The following is a 17,640-nucleotide window of genomic DNA, read 5'->3' as shown; positions in this document are numbered from 1 at the left end:
TTAGTATAAATCGTCTAACGAAGAGCGCAGGTACTTCTTTACCGCCCGGTAAGAACTGAAGAAGCCCAGCACGCCGCCCAGGAGCAGCAAAGCGGCCATTAAGATGAGCATTTGCTCCTGGTCGCGCAGCAGGTACAGCTCGCTGATTTCGTGGTAGGCGTACTGCATCAGGCCAAAGAGCAGGGCAGAGGCAATGGCGCCGCTCATGAGGCCCTGGAACGTGGCCCGGTTCAGGAACGGACGCTGGATGAAGAACGACGTGGCTCCCACCAGCTGCATGCTCCTGATGAGGAAGCGCTGCGAGAAAAGGGCCAGCTTAATGGTGTTGTTGATGAGGATGATGACCACCACCACCAGAATGCCCGCAAAGGCCAGCAGCACAATGCTCACCCGCCGCAGGTTGTGGTTGATGGAGTCAATGAGGCTTTCCACGTAATCTACCTCGTACACGCCGGTGGTGTTCTGCAGATCATTCTTGATCTGCTTGAGCTGTTCTGAGGTGGCAAAGTCCGGGTTGATGCGCAGGATATAGGCGTCGCGCAAGGGGTTTTCGCCCAGGAACGTAAGGAAATCCTCGCCGCTTTCGTCAATGAACTCGCGGGCACCCTCTTCCTTTGACAGGAACTCCACCTGCGGCTTGTTCTCCTCGTAGGCAATGTACTCCTTGCGGGCCAGCGTTTTCCTGAGCTTCTCCAGCTCCAGCGGCGTGAGTTCCCGGTCCAGGTACACCTGCACCTCAATGTTCTGTTTTACCAGGTTAGAGAGCTTTCCGGCGTGGATGAGCAAGAGGCCAAACAAGCCAATCACAAACAAGGCCAGCGTGATGCTGAAGATCACCATGGTATGCGGGTAATTGCCTAGTTTCTTCTTGCGGGTATGTTTAAGCGGTTTTGCAGCCATAGGTACGTGTGCCGGCAAAATTAAGTAATTATTTAGAAGATGAACGGGGCGGGAGGGGTTTTTCGCCTGTTTTCTGAAAAAGAGGCCCTAAACGGCGGCTGGGGCTCTCCTTGCATGAAGTTGCGTGCGGTTTCAATTGCCAGAGGCTAAGGCGACAAGAAACGCCTGTTTAGGGCCTGTTTTGGCAGAAACAGCCCCTAAACAGGCGTTGCCCTAAAGGTTGCTGCGGGGGGTGGGCGTGTCGTCTTGCAGGCGGATCATGCGCTCGCGCTCGGCGGCGCGCTGGGCCCGTTTGCTCAGGCGGCGGCGCCGGAACAGTTCGCCAAAGCGGTCAAAGTTGGCCTGGTGCAGGATACTTACCGTCTGGCGGCTGGCGGTGGCGTTGGCCTCAAAGTCGCGGGGGGTGGTTTCATAGGTGGCCCTCAGGCGCAGCTGGCCGCTCTTGCTCAGGTAGTACTCCACCGACCAGTCGCCGGCGGCGGTGGAGCGGTTGTTCCCGAAGCGGTTGTTGTTCACGCTGCCCTCGCGGGTTACTTTCAGACGACCTTCCAGGAAGGTGTAGCTCAGCCTGAGTTGCACATCATCCAGCACCTGGTCGGCGTAGCCGCTCACCCCAATGTCCACCTCCAGGTTGGAGTCAATCTGCGAGAGCCAGTAGCTGAGCTGGTTGGAGAAGAGCTCGCCCACGCTGCTGCCCAGGTCGCCCACGCCCAGGCCCACCTGCAATTCATCCTGCGCCGACAAGCGCTTGAAGGCCAGCAGCGAAAACACCTGGCGGTTCAGTTCCTGCTCATCATTTCTTAAGTTGTTCAGGTAGCGGGTTATCTGGGCTTCCAGCAGGCTGGGCGGGTCATTAAACTCCAGGTTGAGCCTGATTTGCGGGGTGGTGAGCGGGCCGTCCAGCTCCATTACGGCGGTAACCGGGTAGCGCGAGCGGGCCGCCGCCGATTGGCGTTCTTCCTGGCTCAAGTCGCCCAGGATAGGGGCTAGCGACACGCGTTGGGTGTACGTGGCGGTGAGTTTCAGGAGGCCTTCCAGCGGATCGCCGTTCCAGGTCACGGTGCCGCCCGGCCGTACGTTGAATTCTTTGTTGATCACGCCCAGCAGGGTGAAGTTGTAGCGACCCTGCACAATTTCGTAGTTGCCGTACATGGAGAACTCGCCTCGGGTGTCAATCTCCATGCGGATGTTGCCCCGGCCCCGGCCCCGGATAATGTCACCGGTGCGCTCGTCAAAGATCAGCTCTATGTAGGCGTTCTCGTTCACGTCCAGGTTGAAGTTGAGCCGGATGCCGCTCAGGTCCACGCCCTGCCGCACCACGGCGGCGGTGTCCTGCACGGTGGTGTCGCGCACGGCCGGGTTGTTGTTCACAAACGTCACAAAGTTCTGGCGCTCCAGGGCGGTGGTGTTGTCCAGCGGAATGGCAATGCTGGTGTTGTTCTCGCTGCGGGCCGTGATATTCACCTGCAGGTTAGAGGTAGAGCCCAGCGCGGTGACCTCGCCGGTGGCGAAGGCCGTGCCGTAGTACAGCGGGTTGTCTGACCGGGTGGTGTTCAGGACCATGAACCGGTTAAAGCGGGCCCTAAGGTCCAGCACCATGTTCTGGAAGCCGTCATGGTAAATGCCCCCGTTCAGGACCGCCACGTTGTTGTAGATGTCCCGGATGCGCACATTCTGGAACGAGATGTCGTTCTCGGTGAAGAACACCCGGTCAGCGAAGGTGTAGCGCGTGTTGAGGTAATTGAACACGAAGGAGCCATCGGTGACCATCACGGAGCCCTTCAGAACGGGGGCGGTCAGGCGGCCCGAGATGCGCACGCGGCCGTCCATGGTGCCGCCCAGGTCAGACATGATGGTGTTGAGCACCGGCTCCACAATCTTGAGCTGGGCATCGTCCAGCACAGCCAGTAAATCAAGCTCCTGCTGTCCGCCGTTGGGGTCATAGGAACCCGTGAGCGACAGCACTTTTTTGGCGTCGCGGCTAATGCCCAGGTCCACGTCCATGCGCTTCTGGCGGTTGTCCCAGTTGGTGGTGCCGGCCACGTTGCCAATCAGCTGCTGGTCAATCAGGAAGGTGTCTACGGTGATGCGCGAGGTTAAATTCACTTCCTTGTACAGGTCGCGCAATTGCAGTTCTCCGTTCAGGCGGCCATCAATCGGGTCGGGCAGGAGTGGGTTCAGGTTTTCCAGCCGGAAATCGGTGAGGCTCACGGTAAGCAAATCCTGCGGATTTCTGGAAAGCGCCCCAAAAATGTTCACGCTCTGCGGACCGTTAGACAAAGTGATGTTCTCAAACCTCACCACTCCGTTCTCAAAGACAATGGTGTTCTGGGGCGAGATGCTCCAGAGTTTGTCCAGCACGTTGATGTTGGAGCGGTTGAACACTACCTGAATCTGGTCTTGCTCAAAGGAAACGTTGCCGCTGATGTTGGCCCGGTTGGTAGTGCCCGTCTGGGCGATGTTGCTGGAGAAACTGATGAGGCGCTCGTTCCAGACGCCCTCTACGTACAGTCTCTCCGTGTCGCCGGCCCAGCCCAGATTCTGGCGCTCAGACGTGACAATGGCGTTGGCCAGCACGTCTGGGTTGTTCCAGAGCTTGGAAGACGTCACCTCCACGTTGTTCTGGTAAAACTCAAACTTGCCGTACCGGATGGTGTCCATCTGCCCCACCAGGGTGAGCACCGAGGTGGGCCCGTTGCGGAAAGTGCCCTCCAGGGTAGAGAACCGGGAAATGGAAACGCTGGGCACAAAGGCCTGTAGCACCGGGTCAATGTGGCGCAGGTGCACGTCCAGGTCTACTTCATAGGAGGCGGGCGGGGCCGCGGGTTTGCGGCGGTAGTAGTTGGCAATCTTCACCGGGTTGTTCTCCAGGTTCAGGCGGTATTCGTGCACCAGGGTCTGCAGGTCGGCGAAGAAGCGCGAGTACAGGAAGTTGCCCCCGGCGCGCAGGGCCAGCACCTCAGAGCCCACGTGCAATTCGCGGATGCCGTCATGAAAGTGCGACTCAATGGTGAGCGAGTCAATGGCCACGGTTCTGCCCCCGTAGGTGAGGCTGGTGTTTTTGAAATCGGCGAGGCCGGCAATCTCATCCAGTTGAATTCCGGTGAAGTCCACGTCGGCCTGGGTGGCCAGCACAATGCCCTGGTCCGTAAAGCCCAGGGCCCGCAGGTCGGCCCGCTCCACATCGGCCCGCAGGTCAAACACCTGTTGCTGGTTCTGCAGGTTGATCTGCCCGGAGGCTGCCATGCGCAGGTTGGGGTCCTTGATGCTGAGGTCCCCGTTAAAAGTCTGGCGGCTCAGGTCGGCGTTGACCACAATGTTCCGGAAGTTATAGTTGTTCACGTTGATGGCGTTCACGGTGGCGTCTACGTTGAGGTGCGCCGTCTCCAGACTGAAGCCGCTGCCCTGCACGCGGCCGTCCATGGCCACGGTTTTGAGCACGCTCCGGTCGCCCAGCAGGCCGCCCACGTCAAAGCCAGGCGTCTTGAGGTAGCCACGGTAGGCCGAGCGTTCAATGTTGTTTTTGTCAAATTTGAGATTGATGTCAGATACCACGTTCCCCAGCGCGCTCTGGAAGGCCCCGTTCGCCACAAAGTCATTGTAGAAACCGGTGAATTCGCCCTGCAGCTTTACCGTTCCGGCCCGGGCCGCCATGTTATAGGCTTTTTTAGGCAGGAAATGGCGGATATCGCGTGCATTGATAGAACTGGGCCCCAGCACCAAGTCGGCGAAGGTGTTCCGGAAGTTGGGCAGACCGTCGGCGGAGATATCGCCGGTGATGTGGGTGTACTGGCCGTAGCGGATGTCCACGTCCTGCGCCCGGAAATTCTTCACCTTGCCCTTCACCTTGCCCGAGAGCAGCACTTTTTCGTTCCAGTCTTTGAGCACCGGCGCAAACAGCGCAATATCATCTGAAGTGACGTAAGTGCTGTCAAACGAGGCGGTTACGTTCATGCTGTCATTGAAGTCCTTGAAGTTCCAGAACACGCGATAATCAAAGCGCACGTAGTTGGCCAGATGGCTGTTGTTCACGCGCAGGTTCAGCTTGTCCCATTCCCAGAACGTGGGCGCAAAGGTCATGCGCGTATCCAGGTCCTTGAGGTACGTCCTGGACTTTTTGTCAATGGTGGTGAGGCTGGTGATGAGCGTGTGGATGGTATCGCCTTTGATCTGGATATCAGAGAACTTACCGCTGATGCGCTCCAGGTCCAGGTGCTGGTAATCCAGGCCGTAGGGGATGAACGGATCGTTGTAGTTGTGGTACGTGAAGTGCCCGTTTTTGAGCACGATTTCGTCAATCTTGAAGTCAAACGGCTTGCTGGCCTTGGTGGTGTCTTTGGTGATGAGGTTGGCCAGCGACGAGATGAACGTGCTCATGTTCAGCGTGTCGGAGCCTTTGTATTTGATCAGGTTGGCCTCGGGCTCCGTTAAGGTAAGCGACGCGATGTGCAGCCGGTCGGGCTTGAAGAGGTTGAAGAAACTGATATCGGCATCGGCTTCGCCAATGTAGAAAAGGGTTTTCTTCTGGCGGTCCAGCACGCGCACGTTCTGCAGCAGCACGCTCTTAAAAGGCCTGATGTCTACCCGGCCTACGGTCACCTGGTGGTTGATGGTCTTGGAGAGGATGCTGGCCGCTTTCTGGGCTACTTTGGTCTGAACGGCCGGAAAACGCAAAGCCAGGGTGAGGGCTCCCACCAGCACCACCACTACTATAACCAAGCCCAGGATTATTTTTAACAGAGCTTTTGCTATAACTTGCGGGTAGTTTTTCTTTTTTTCTAGCTTCTCTTCTTGGTCTTGCGTCTCCAACGGATTATGAACCCTACAATTTTAGCAATAGAATCTTCCTGTGATGAAACCTCGGCTTCCGTCATTCAGAACGGCCGCGTGCTGTCAAACATTGTAGCTACGCAGGCAATCCATGAGCAATACGGGGGAGTAGTGCCTGAGTTAGCATCAAGGGCGCACCAGCAAAACATTATACCCGTGGTTTCGCAGGCGCTCCAAAAAGCAAATATAGCAAAAAGCCAATTAGATGCGGTGGCTTTCACCCGCGGTCCGGGACTTTTGGGTGCCCTGCTGGTGGGCAGCGCCTTCGCCAAATCCTTCGCGCTGGGGTTGAATCTGCCGCTCATTGAGGTGAACCACATGCAGGCCCACATCCTGGCCCATTTCATTGAAGACCCCAAACCCAACTTCCCGTTCCTGTGCCTCACGGTGAGCGGCGGCCACACCCAGATTGTGCTGGTGCGCAGCCACCTGGACATGGAAGTGCTGGGCCAAACCACCGATGACGCCGTGGGCGAAGCCTTCGATAAATCAGCCAAACTGCTGGGCTTGCCGTACCCCGGCGGACCCATGCTGGACAAACTGGCTGCCACCGGAGATCCCAACCGCTTTCAGTTCCCCATCGTGAACCTGGACGGCTATGACTATTCTTTCAGCGGCATTAAAACGTCCATCCTGAACTTCGTGAAGAAGAACACCGCCGCGGAGCCTGACTTTGTGCAAAACAACCTCGCGGATATCTGCGCCAGCATCCAGCATGCGTTGATCCAGACGCTGATGAAGAAACTGGTGTTGGCGGCCAAGGAGCAGGGCATCAAGGAAATTGCCATTGCGGGCGGGGTATCGGCCAACTCAGGTTTAAGGGCTACTTTACAGGAATTTGCCCAGAAACGAGGCTGGAACGTGTACATCCCGGCTTTTGAGTACTGCACCGACAATGCCGCCATGATTGCCATGGCCGCCCACTTCAAGTACCTGGCCGGCGAGTTCACCACCCAATACGCCAGCCCAGACCCAAGGCTTAAAGTCTGATTTGGGGACGTTTTTCTGTAAAGAGGCTTGAAACAGCTTGGTTCTTGTTGCAGTGACTTTGCACCAGCGTAAGGACTTTCGCTGAAAGAGGGAAGGGCAAGCCCCCACCTTTGCTTCTCTGTGGCGTTGGACGGTTCTGGCGAAAAGAGCCTAATTTTCTCATTTTAGCGCCAAAACACATGAAAGCCATCTGATTAGATGCCACTGGAGCGGCTTAAGTTTGTATAAATGTTGAATCTGGAGGCAGAAAGCAATTTCTGCCTTTTTCTTTTCCGTAACCCGAATTTCGTCCTTACATTGACCGCATGAACCTGCCGAAACGCTTTCTCAGGAGAGAATTTTGGCATCTACAGCTTAAAACTGTGGTCCAATGCGCAGACTTGTAATTACTGTTTATTTCTTCATGACACTTCTTGGGGCTTATAGCCAGAACAGTCCTATCCCTAAAAGTCCGGATGCTTCGGTTAAAATAGCGAAGCAGTTTTTCGATCAGCACGCCACCTACCGGGAGGCCGCCATCAAGCATCGCAGGTTCAAGCACCAGGACATTGTTCCGCTTTTGGAAAAACTGAAGCAGAATCCGCTGTTCCAGGTGCAGGTAGCGGGCAAGTCAGTGGAAGGACGGGACATTTACCTGGTGAAAGCCGGAACCGGACCCAAAAAGATCATGCTGTGGTCGCAGATGCACGGCGATGAGCCCACGGCCACCATGGCGCTTTTTGATATCTTCAACTACCTGCAGGGTTCAGATGCCACGGACTCGGTGCGCCAGGAAATTCTGAAGAACAACACGCTCTACTTTATTCCCATGCTCAACCCCGATGGAGCGGAGAAATACAAGCGCCGGAACGATCTGGACATTGACCTCAACCGCGATGCCCTGCGCCTGCAAAGCCCGGAGGCCCGCCTTCTCAAAAGCCTGCGGGACAGCATTAAGCCCGAGTTCGGGTTCAACCTGCACGACCAGAGCCGGTACTACACTGTGGGCAGCACGGAGAAGCCGGCGACCATTTCGTTTCTGGCCCCGGCCTACGACTACAAGCAATCGGTGAACGAGGTGCGCGAGCGGGCCATGAAAACCATTGTGGGTTTGAACGAGAGCGTGCAGCAGTTCATTCCGGGGCAGGTGGCCAAGTACTCAGACGAGCACGAGCCCCGCGCCTTCGGGGACAACATCCAGAAGTGGGGCACCAGCCTGATCCTGATCGAGTCGGGCGGCTTCCCCGGCGATCCCGAGAAACAGTACATCCGCCAGATCAACTTCGCCGCCATCTTATCGGCTCTGCAGATCATTGGCGAGGAGGGGTATACCCATTACGAGGTGAAAGACTACTTCAGAATTCCGCAGAACCAGCGAAACCTCTATGATCTGGTGTTGAAAGACGTGCGGTACAAACAAAAGGGCCGCGATACCCTCCTGGATATAGGAATCAACCGGAACGAAGCCACCAACAATTCGCCCCTGGGGTATTACAGCCGCAGCTCAGTAGAGGAGATAGGCGACATGCGCGTGTTCTACGGCTATGAAGAGGTGAACGGCGAAGGCCTCACGCTGGTGCCCGGCAAAGTGTATGAAACCCCTCTGGCCGGTCTGGAGGCACTTACCCCGGAGCGGGTGCAGGAATTACTAGCGGCCGGTTACACCACCGTGCGGCTGCAGAAAATGCCCGACAATTCTGTGAACCCCATGTATATTCCCTTGAACGTAGTTTCTACGGTGGGCCGAGTGAACCATGAATTAGGCTTGGGCAGGGGAGCGAACTTCACCCTCAAAACTTCCGATGGCCAGGTGAAATACGCCATCGTCAACGGTTATCTGTACGATCTGAGCAAAACCAAACCCGACCTGCTGCACGGGCTGGTGCTGTAAATAACAACCGTTTCGGGGCTGGTTTCTGGAAATCGGCCCCAATACGATTCCTTTATTTTCTATTCTATTCACCTTCTCCCAAACTCATTCAAAACAATGGACGGAAATGCCATTATTCTCACCGATGGTCTGCTGAACCAGTACCCCGCCAAAACGGCGCATGGCCTCATCAGGGGCACCGAACGATTTAATATTATTGGAGTCATTGATACCGTGTCGGCGGGGAAGGACGCCGGGGAAGTGGTAGACGGTAAAACCCGCAACATTCAGGTGTACGCAGATCTGGCCCAGTTTCTGGAAAACAGCCCCGAAAAGGCCCAATACTGCCTGGTGGGCATCGCCCCGAAGGGCGGGAAACTGCCGGTTTCCATGAAGGAGACCATCTCTGAGGCCATCAAGCAAGGCATGAACATCGTCAGCGGCCTGCACGAATATCTAAGCGATATGCCTGACTTGGCGGCTTTGGCCCAGGAACACGGCGTGCAATTGATTGACGTGCGCAAACCCAAACCCAAAAGCGAGCTCCATTTCTGGACCGGAAAAATCAAGGACATCCCGGCGCCGCGCGTAGCCGTGCTGGGCACCGATGTACGCATGGGCAAGCGCACCACCACCCGTCTGCTCACCCAAGCCGCCGAACGCGCCGGCCTTAAAGCCCAGATGATCTTCACCGGTCAGACCGGCTGGATGCAGGGCCGCGGCAAAGGCTTTATCCTGGACTCTACCTATAACGACTTCGTATCCGGCGAACTGGAGCACGCCATCTTGGAAAGCTACGCAGAGCACAAACCCGATGTCTTCTTTGTGGAAGGCCAGGCCGCCCTGCGCAACCCCAGCGGTCCGTGTGGTTCTGAATATCTGGTGTCGGGGCAGATGAAGTACGTGGTACTGCAGCACGCCCCCGCCCGCGTGTATTATGACGACAACGAGGAACTCGGCTTCAAGATACCGCCCATCTCCACCGAGATAGAATTGATCAGGCTCTACGGCTCCAAAGTGATTGCCGTGACCTTGAACACCGCCGGCTTAACCCTTGAGGAGGCCAGAACTTACCAGCAGCAATACCAGCAGGAACTAGGTTTGCCCGTGATTCTTCCCTTGGAGGATGGGGTAGACCAAATTATTGAACTGGTAAAGCAGGAACTAGCGCACGAGACCGCCACCGTATGAAGATCAGAGAAATAAACGTCTGGAAAGAGAATTTAGAGTTAACCCGTCCTTATACCATCGCTTTCAAAACCGTTTCGGCGGTGGAGAACGTCATCGTGGAAATTGTCGCGGAGAACGGCCTCACCGGAATTGGTTCTGGTAACCCCAGCGCTGAAGTAGTAGGAGAGAAGCTCTCTGATACACTGGCCGCCCTGCAACCCGAGAACCTGGAATGGCTCCTCGGCCGCGATCTCCGCAGCTTCCAATTGTTGTGCGAGGAACTGGCCCTACGGTTGCCCCGCAACCCCGCCGCCCGGGCCGCCCTGGACATCGCCCTGCATGACTTATTCGCCAAGTACCTGGATGTACCTTTGGTCACGTTCCTGGGCCAGCGCCTAGATGCCTTGCCTACTTCCATCACCATCGGGATTAAATCGGTAGCGGAAACCCTGGCTGAGGCCGAAGAATACGTGGGCCGCGGCTTCACGCACCTGAAGGTGAAAGTGGGAGAGACCGTAGAGCAGGACCTGGAGCGCTTGATCAAACTCCGCGAAGCCCACGGGAACAACGTCACCATTCGGATTGATGCGAACCAAGGCTGGACCACTTATGACCTGGCTAATTTCTGTACTCAGGCGCAAGCACTGGATATAGAACTGATTGAACAGCCCCTTCCGGCACCCGTGGTAGATGACCTGCGGGAACTGCCTGATGCCGTTAAAGACCTGGTGGCCGCTGATGAATCGCTGTTGTCTCCGGTGGATGCCTTCAAACTGGCACAATCGCCCAGGGCTTGCGGCATCTACAACATTAAGCTTATGAAGTGCGGCGGCGTCTACGCTGGTCGGCAGATTGGGACCGTAGCCCGCCAAGCTGGAATCGACCTGATGTGGGGCTGCAATGACGAGAGCATCGTGAGTATCACGGCAGCGCTGCACGCGGCGTTTTCCTGCCCCAATACCAAATACATTGACCTGGACGGCAGCCTGGACCTAGCCAAAGACGTGGTCTCCGGCGGGTTTATCCTGGAGAACGGCATCATGCGGCCCAACGGCAAACCCGGTTTGGGGGTGGTACGCCTGTAAAAATAATTCTATCTAAAACCGCCGGTCTCACCCCAGAGATCGGCGGTTTTTTTATTCCGGCTGTGTAACTTACCGGCTCGTTCTATACCAGACTAACCCTTTTTACATGGTTTTAAATTATTTGTGGGCGGCTTTCTTCATTATTGCCTTCTGCATTGCACTCTTCAAGCTCATCTTTTTTCAGGACGTTGAGATCTTCCAAAAGCTGGTGGCCAGCACCTTTGACAATGCCAAAACCGGTTTTGAAATCTCCCTGGGCTTAACCGGGGTAATGACACTATGGTTGGGCCTTATGAAAGTAGGTGAGCGCGGAGGCATTATTGCCTTGTTCGCCAAAGCTGTTGGCCCTTTTTTCAATCGGCTTTTTCCTGAGATTCCTAAAAATCACCCAGTTTTCGGGTCTATTCTCATGAACTTCTCGGCCAACATGCTAGGCTTGGACAATGCTGCTACTCCGTTAGGCTTGAAGGCCATGAAAGAGATGCAGGAACTGAACCCCGAAAAAGAGACTGCTTCTAATGCCCAAATTATGTTCCTGGTACTGAATGCCTCGGGGTTAACTATCATCCCTATCAGCATCATGGTGTTCAGGGCACAGATGGGTGCCGCTGATCCTTCTGATATCTTTATTCCCATTCTGCTGGCCACCTTCTTTTCTACGTTGGCCGGTTTGGTATCTGTGGCCATATACCAGCGCATCAACCTTTTTGACAAAGTGGTAATTGCCTACCTGGGCACCCTGATTGCCTTGATTGCGGCGCTCATCTATTATTTCTCCACCATCTCTCAGGAGCAGATTGGGACTATCTCTACCGTGGCCAGCAATGTGATCCTTTTTACCATTATTGTTTCCTTTATTGGGTTGGCACTCATCAGGAAAGTCAATGTGTATGAGGCATTCATTGAAGGAGCCAAGGAAGGATTCTCGGTGGCCATCACCATCATTCCTTATTTAGTGGCAATTCTGGTGGCCGTAGGGGTGTTCCGGGTGTCTGGAGCCCTGGATATTATTGTTAACGGAATTGGCCAGTTCTTTGCGCTGTTAGGTGTGAACACAGACTTTGTCCCAGCTCTACCGGTTGCCTTTATGAAACCGTTGAGCGGTAGCGGAGCCAGGGGCCTGATGGTGGAGGCCATGCAGACCTATGGGGCCGACTCATTTGTGGCAAGAGTAGCCTCTACAATCCAGGGGTCCACCGAAACCACTTTCTACATCCTGGCCGTGTACTTTGGTTCAGTGGGTATACGCAGGACCCGTTACGCGCTGGTGTGTGGACTGCTGGCAGATTTGGCCGGGGTCATTGCGGCAATCACGCTGGCTTATCTGTTCTTCCATTGAGCAGACTTGAAAATAGGCCTCTTTGATAAAACTGGCCTTAAAACAGAATCAAGCAAAAAGCCCGGCTCTTTGGTCGGGCTTTTTCGTTTGTAACTTTTAGGCCAACTTCCCGACCTATTCTTTAGTTTACGATTCTACAACTTCAACCCTGACTCCCGCAGCGCGCCTGTGCGTTACCTCCTATGGCAGACGAGAAATTAAGCAATCCAGAGCTTCCCATCATTAAACCCGGTTGGCAGGGCAACGCCTTTGCCCAGGGCAAGTTCAAAAACGAGTTCCAGGACCCCAACAGATCCCTCCTGATTGCCCTGCGCTGGATGGTGACTCCTAACCCGCAGAAAGAAGAAAAGAAGCAGGATGCCTGGTTGCCACATGTGATAGACCCGAGGCCGTTTCTGCAAAGCAAACAAGACGGCCTGGTGTGGCTGGGGCACGCCACGTTTTTCATCAGACTGGGCGGCGTTACGTTCCTCACCGATCCACTGTTCTACAACGTGTCGTTGAAAAAGCGGAAAGTGCCGTTCCCGGTGAAGCCCGAGGAACTGCCATACATTGACTATGTGCTGCTCTCGCACGGGCATTTTGACCATTGTGACAAAAACAGCCTCAAAACGCTTCGGGAAAGCCATTCCTTTACGGTGCTTACCTCCCTGAAAATGGCAACGCTCATCAAGCCCTGGCTGCCCAATACGCCCATCTACGAAGCCGGTTGGTACCAGCAATACAAGTTACCGGAGCACCAGCTAAAGGTAACGTACCTGCCTACCCTGCACTGGCACAAGCGCGGCATGAACGACAATGACACAATCCTGTGGGGCAGTTTTATGCTGCAAACGCCAGAGCACACGCTCTACTTTGGAGCCGACTCGGGGTACGATCAGCATTACAAAGAGATTAGCCAATTGTTCCCGAAAATAGACACCTGCATTCTGGGCATCGGGGCCTACAGTCCGGCTTTCATCATGCAGCCCAGCCACACCAATCCAGCCGAGGCGGTACAGGCTTTCCATGACCTGGGCGGAAAAACCCTGGTGCCCATGCACTACGGCACCTTCGATTTGTCTGATGAGCCTTTGGGAGAACCGCTCCGTTGGATAAAACAACTGGAAGCAGAGGGGAAAATAGGAGGGAAGCTTAGCGCCCTGGGCATAGGGGAACCGCTCTCCTTTTAATAAGAATCAGTAACCTGTTTTAAGGACGATTCTCCAATAATTAGCCGAAAACGGGTTTGGTCTTTATTAGGTGAAATGCTTGTCGGGAGCAAAAGCATATCCGTTCGCAGGTCTTTCCCGTATTCTTAGAGGTAAACAGTTTTTTCAACTAAGCACTACTGAGATGGAGAACGAAAAAAATCCGAACCTGGACAATAAACAGAATACCGTGAGCAACCAGGCAGAACCTGGCCGTACCCCACAAGCAGTGGGCAAGCTGCCGTTGCCTACCGATGTGAACGATAACCCCAATGATGCGATCAAAGACAATCCGGGCATTATCACCGGCGGAAGCGGCCGCAGAGGCAACACCAGCGTGGAAGATGGCGGCGATGTGGACGGTGCCTCTACCGGTAGCCACTAAGTAAATTCCCTAATAAAGCAGAAGCCCCGCCTGATTTTCTTCAGGCGGGGCTTCTGCTTTTTCTCAGTTTAGAGCTGGTTTGTCATACGTGAGCTTAAAACGGGTAAGGTCGGGTTGGTGCTTCCGTTTGCGTTTCAGTTCATGGTCATACACCACCTGGCCCAAGTCCCGCAGGAACGGGAACCCGAGGGTGTCATACTCATACACGCCGTCGTTGTAGATCTCGTCTTCGTTCACGTGCACGGTGGCGGTGAGCAGGAATTCCACGTTGTTCTTGAAGTCCACCACATAGGCATTGTCCGTCAGGAACCCGAACGATTGGCCTATCTTGTTGAAGATGCGGATATGTTCCGGAATTCGCTCTTTGCGCGTAGGTCCGCCGAAGAGCAGGTATTTCACAAAGGCATCGGGGTATTCTTTTTCGTCATAGGCCGGGTAAGATGTTTCTCTTGGCAATTGAGACATGTACTGGTACAGGAAGCGGTAATCCTCCGGGGTGAGTTTGAACCGGTTTTTTGCCGGCACGCTTTCCGGGAACAGCACTGCGCGTAGCATCAGGTGTTGGTCTTCCAGCGCAAACGTGTTGGAGAAGGCAAAATCGCGGGGCTCCATCACCAGTTTGTCGTCATTGGTCATGTTGCCTTTGCCCATGAGAATAGGCGTGGGGTTCTTGTAGTCTTTGTTGCTTTTCACCAGGCCTTGCTGGTATAACACCTTTTCGCTTTGCAGGAACCGCACCGGGTTGGTGTACTGGTCCAGCTCAATAGGCAGGAAACGGGACAGCCTGATAGGCAGGCGTACGCTGCGGTAGCCTTTCGCTTTCAGGCCTTCGTTCAAAGGTTCCTGCCCGATGAACTCATACAGGCGGTTGTAGGCGTCATTATCGCTGGTGACCAGGATCTTTTTGATGTAATGCGCAATGGAAGGAAAGCCGTTGGCCGAGGTGGGGTCTTTCAGCACTTTGGTTTGGCCCTGGTAGGCGCTGTCGGTGAGCATGACCGTTTCTTTGGTGAGGCCCGGAATTTGAAGCGTATTGATTTTCTCCAGCGCCATGAGGGAGGCGGGCAGTTTCACCGTGCTGGCCGGGTTAAAGTAATTGGCCGCGTTAACCTGATAGAGGTAGGTCTTAAACGAAGGCTTGTTGTTCTTGTCCCGATCAATCTGCGTGTACAGAATCTGGATCTTGTACTTCTCCGGATGCTCCAGAAAGGTTTTGAATTTCTCAGGATGCTGTTGCAGCAGTTGGGCCAGGAACTTGTCGGTTTTGGTTTGGCCGGAGGCGAAGCCGATGCCCAGGAGCGCAAAGGCCAGACACAGGAGGGGCGTTTTCATAGAATGGTGAGAGGAATGGACCGAAAGCCTGAATATCCGTAGAAATTCCTAATCTTGGTGCTCTAACCTATTTTTTATGCAGAACCCTTTCAAAGCAGGAGACACCAAGGTTTACCGTAAAACCATTACCGAAGCAGATTTCGCGCAGTTTGAAGTCGGTTTGGTGCACCCGGTATGTTCCACCTTCGCGCTGGCGCAGGCCATGGAATGGGCTTCGCGGCTGTTTGTGCTGGAGATGAAGGACCCGGACGAGGAAGGCATTGGTACCATGGTGCACATTGACCACCTGAGCCCCGCTTTTCTGGGAGAAACATTGGAAGTGGAGGCGTCTTTCAAATCCCTGACGGGCAATGCGCTGCACTGTGACATAACCGTAAAGGCCGAAGAACGCGTGGTTGCGACCGGCCAAACCGGCCAAAAAATTTTGAAAAAAGAGAAGATCAACCGACTTTTGAAGAACAGTAGAAACTAAATGGCGAAATCAAAAGAGAAAGACAGGCTGCAGAAAACGGTGAATATCTCAAACCGGCGGGCCTCCTATGAGTATCAGTTTCTAGTGAAATACACCGCCGGCATCATGCTGCGCGGCACCGAGATCAAATCCATCCGGGAAGGGAACGTGAACCTCTCAGACGGCTACTGCACCTTTCACGGGAACGAGTTGTTTTTGCACCAGGTCACCATCTCCAAATACTCTGAGGGCACCTACAACAACCACGAGCCCACCCGCGACCGCAAACTGCTCCTGAACAAACGCGAACTCAAGCAACTGCGGGATAAAGCCCAGGAGCAAGGCGTTACCATCATCCCCACGCGCCTCTTCATTAATGACCGCGGCTTCGCCAAAGTGGAGATTGCCCTGGCCAAAGGGAAAAAGCTCTATGACAAGCGCGAAGACATCAAAGAGCGCGACGTTAAACGCGAAATGGCCCGCGAACGGTATTAATCAATTAGGAATTAAGAATTAGGAATTAAGAATGGGTGGATCACCATTCCATTTTAATCTCCTAACTCTATTCCTGTTTCCAGCAGCGTGCTGATATTCCAAATTCTTAATTCTCAATTCTTAATTCCTAATTACCCTTGAACTTCGGGATTTGCAAACTGAGCCTGGTGCCTGTGCGCCGCGAACCGTCTGATAGAAGCGAACAGATCACCCAGCTGATCTTTGGGGAGTGCTATGCGGTGCTGCAGACCCAGGAAAAATGGATTCAGATCAAGAACGCGCCCGATGATTACGAAGGCTGGATTGACCTGAAGCAGCATTTTCCCGTTTCTGATGCCTATTTCCAGGAATGGAAGGAAACCAGACACGCCCGTTCCATGGACATTGTGCAGACCGTGAGCAGCGCCAATTGCGTGACGCCTATTGGTTTGGGCAGTGTGTTGCCGTTCTTTGACGGCATGAGTATACGGGTAGGAGAGGAGCGCATGCTGTACAACGGTAGGGCTACCAATCCGGCCTTGCCGTACCGCGAGAATTTCCTGCAGAAAATTGCCATGCAGTTCATGCGGGCTCCGTACTTGTGGGGCGGCAAATCCATCTTCGGGATTGACTGCTCTGGGTTTGTGCAGCAGGTGTACGGCCTGTGCGGTTACCAGCTCTGGCGCGATGCCTACCAGCAGGTGGAGCACGGCCAGGAGGTGCATTTCGTGAGCCAGACCCGTCCCGGCGATGTGGCCTTTTTTGACAACGAGGAAGGCCGGATCATTCACGTGGGCATTGTGCTGGAAGACCAGAAAATCATCCATGCTTCCGGCGAGGTGCGCATAGACCAACTAGACCACCACGGCATCTACAACCGCGAGCGCAAACGCTATTCCCACAAACTAAGAATCATCAAAAGAATCCTTCCCTAGACCTTCTCGTGTAACACGAAGTCCTGAAAATCAGTTAGTAAATCTATTGTAAGAGAAAATTACGTATCTTACTTGGGGATCTAACGAGCAGGAAATCGTATGAATGAGAAAGTGCTTCTACTAAATCAAGATTACACCGCTATAGCTACATGCAGCCTGCACAAGGCCTTCGTTTTGCTGTACCTGGAGAAAGCGGAAATGATTGCGCAGGATCAGTTGAACCTGCTCCGAACGGTTCGGCAGGCGTATCCCAGGCCGCTGGTGATCCGGCTGCATAGGTACGTGCGTGTACCCTACAAAGGAATCTCGCTTACGCGGCAAAACATCATGCGCCGCGACCGCAACCGCTGCCAGTACTGCGGCACCAGCAAGAACCTGACATTAGATCATCTGCTGCCGCGGTCAAGGGGTGGGCAGAGCACCTGGTACAACCTCATTACCGCCTGCGCCCGCTGCAACTCCCGTAAAGGCGACCGCACCCCCGAGGAAGTAGCCATGAAACCTCTCCGCAAACCTTTCAAACCCTCGCTTATCTCTTTCCTGCGCGACAGCATTGAAGACGCCCAGCACGCCTGGATGCCTTACCTGGGCGAGCGGGTGCGGGGCTACGCGGAATGAGGGGTTGTTTCACCTAGCAAGAAGTACTTATAGCGTATCTTAAAAACAGAAACGAGCCGCAGTTTTGATTGCGGCTCGTTTCTGTTTTTACA

The 17,640-nt window shown here is 54.5% G+C and carries 14 protein-coding genes; 11 read left to right on the top strand and 3 right to left on the bottom strand.

The annotated features are described in order from the left end of the window. Both JT718_RS13475 and JT718_RS13470 read right to left on the bottom strand, forming a co-directional pair. Entirely contained in the window at positions 1–900 is a 900-nt protein-coding gene (locus tag JT718_RS13475) for a cell division protein FtsX (protein ID WP_205503230.1), read from the bottom strand. A 213-nt stretch (positions 901–1,113) separates the two neighbouring features. Beyond that, positions 1,114–5,709, bottom strand: coding sequence for a translocation/assembly module TamB domain-containing protein (locus JT718_RS13470; RefSeq protein WP_445380963.1), 4,596 nt, complete (start codon positions 5,707–5,709; stop codon positions 1,114–1,116). Positions 5,710–5,715: 6 nt separating this feature from the next. Here JT718_RS13470 and tsaD point away from each other — a divergent pair, with 6 nt between their 5' ends. From tsaD to JT718_RS13435, 7 genes are all read left to right on the top strand, one after another. Then, positions 5,716–6,720: a tRNA (adenosine(37)-N6)-threonylcarbamoyltransferase complex transferase subunit TsaD gene (gene tsaD / locus JT718_RS13465; protein WP_205503228.1), complete on the top strand. Its 1,005-nt coding sequence runs from the start codon at positions 5,716–5,718 to the stop codon at positions 6,718–6,720. Positions 6,721–7,090: 370 nt separating this feature from the next. After that, positions 7,091–8,590 carry a M14 family metallopeptidase gene (locus JT718_RS13460; RefSeq protein WP_205503227.1) on the top strand — a complete coding sequence of 500 codons (1,500 nt, stop codon included), beginning with the start codon at positions 7,091–7,093 and terminating at the stop codon, positions 8,588–8,590. A 96-nt stretch (positions 8,591–8,686) separates the two neighbouring features. Continuing rightward, a complete protein-coding gene (locus tag JT718_RS13455; RefSeq protein ID WP_205503226.1) occupies positions 8,687–9,760 on the top strand; it encodes an N-acetyltransferase DgcN family protein in 1,074 nt (357 codons plus the stop codon). Continuing rightward, positions 9,757–10,824 carry a mandelate racemase/muconate lactonizing enzyme family protein gene (locus JT718_RS13450; RefSeq protein WP_205503225.1) on the top strand — a complete coding sequence of 356 codons (1,068 nt, stop codon included), beginning with the start codon at positions 9,757–9,759 and terminating at the stop codon, positions 10,822–10,824. The genes JT718_RS13455 and JT718_RS13450 overlap by 4 nt, the downstream gene beginning before the upstream one ends. A 106-nt stretch (positions 10,825–10,930) precedes the next feature. Further along, positions 10,931–12,163 carry a spore maturation protein gene (locus JT718_RS13445; protein WP_205503224.1) on the top strand — a complete coding sequence of 411 codons (1,233 nt, stop codon included), beginning with the start codon at positions 10,931–10,933 and terminating at the stop codon, positions 12,161–12,163. 182 nt (positions 12,164–12,345) lie between these two features. Continuing rightward, a complete protein-coding gene (locus JT718_RS13440; protein ID WP_205503223.1) occupies positions 12,346–13,335 on the top strand; it encodes an MBL fold metallo-hydrolase in 990 nt (329 codons plus the stop codon). A gap of 163 nt (positions 13,336–13,498) precedes the next feature. Continuing rightward, positions 13,499–13,738, top strand: coding sequence for a hypothetical protein (locus JT718_RS13435; RefSeq protein WP_205503222.1), 240 nt, complete (start codon positions 13,499–13,501; stop codon positions 13,736–13,738). Positions 13,739–13,801: 63 nt separating this feature from the next. On the opposite strand, the gene JT718_RS13430 is transcribed toward JT718_RS13435, so the two are convergent. Beyond that, a complete protein-coding gene (locus tag JT718_RS13430; protein WP_205503221.1) occupies positions 13,802–15,070 on the bottom strand; it encodes a serine hydrolase in 1,269 nt (422 codons plus the stop codon). Positions 15,071–15,146: 76 nt separating this feature from the next. Between JT718_RS13430 and JT718_RS13425 the strand changes: the two genes are divergently transcribed. From JT718_RS13425 to JT718_RS13410, 4 genes are all read left to right on the top strand, one after another. Beyond that, a complete protein-coding gene (locus tag JT718_RS13425; RefSeq protein WP_205503220.1) occupies positions 15,147–15,542 on the top strand; it encodes a thioesterase family protein in 396 nt (131 codons plus the stop codon). Beyond that, positions 15,543–16,016 (top strand): SsrA-binding protein SmpB, encoded by a 474-nt coding sequence (smpB, locus tag JT718_RS13420; protein ID WP_205503219.1) that lies wholly within the window; start codon positions 15,543–15,545, stop codon positions 16,014–16,016. Positions 16,017–16,153: 137 nt separating this feature from the next. Continuing rightward, entirely contained in the window at positions 16,154–16,930 is a 777-nt protein-coding gene (locus JT718_RS13415; RefSeq protein ID WP_240337088.1) for a C40 family peptidase, read from the top strand. Between the two features lie 99 nt (positions 16,931–17,029). Continuing rightward, positions 17,030–17,548: an HNH endonuclease gene (locus JT718_RS13410; RefSeq protein ID WP_205503218.1), complete on the top strand. Its 519-nt coding sequence runs from the start codon at positions 17,030–17,032 to the stop codon at positions 17,546–17,548. Positions 17,549–17,640: the final 92 nt, after the last annotated feature.

It is taken from the genome of Rufibacter psychrotolerans (assembly GCF_016924645.1).
Taxonomy (GTDB): domain Bacteria; phylum Bacteroidota; class Bacteroidia; order Cytophagales; family Hymenobacteraceae; genus Nibribacter; species Nibribacter psychrotolerans.
Note: the sequence above shows the minus strand (reverse complement) of the source record. Positions and strands in the feature narration are given on the sequence as shown.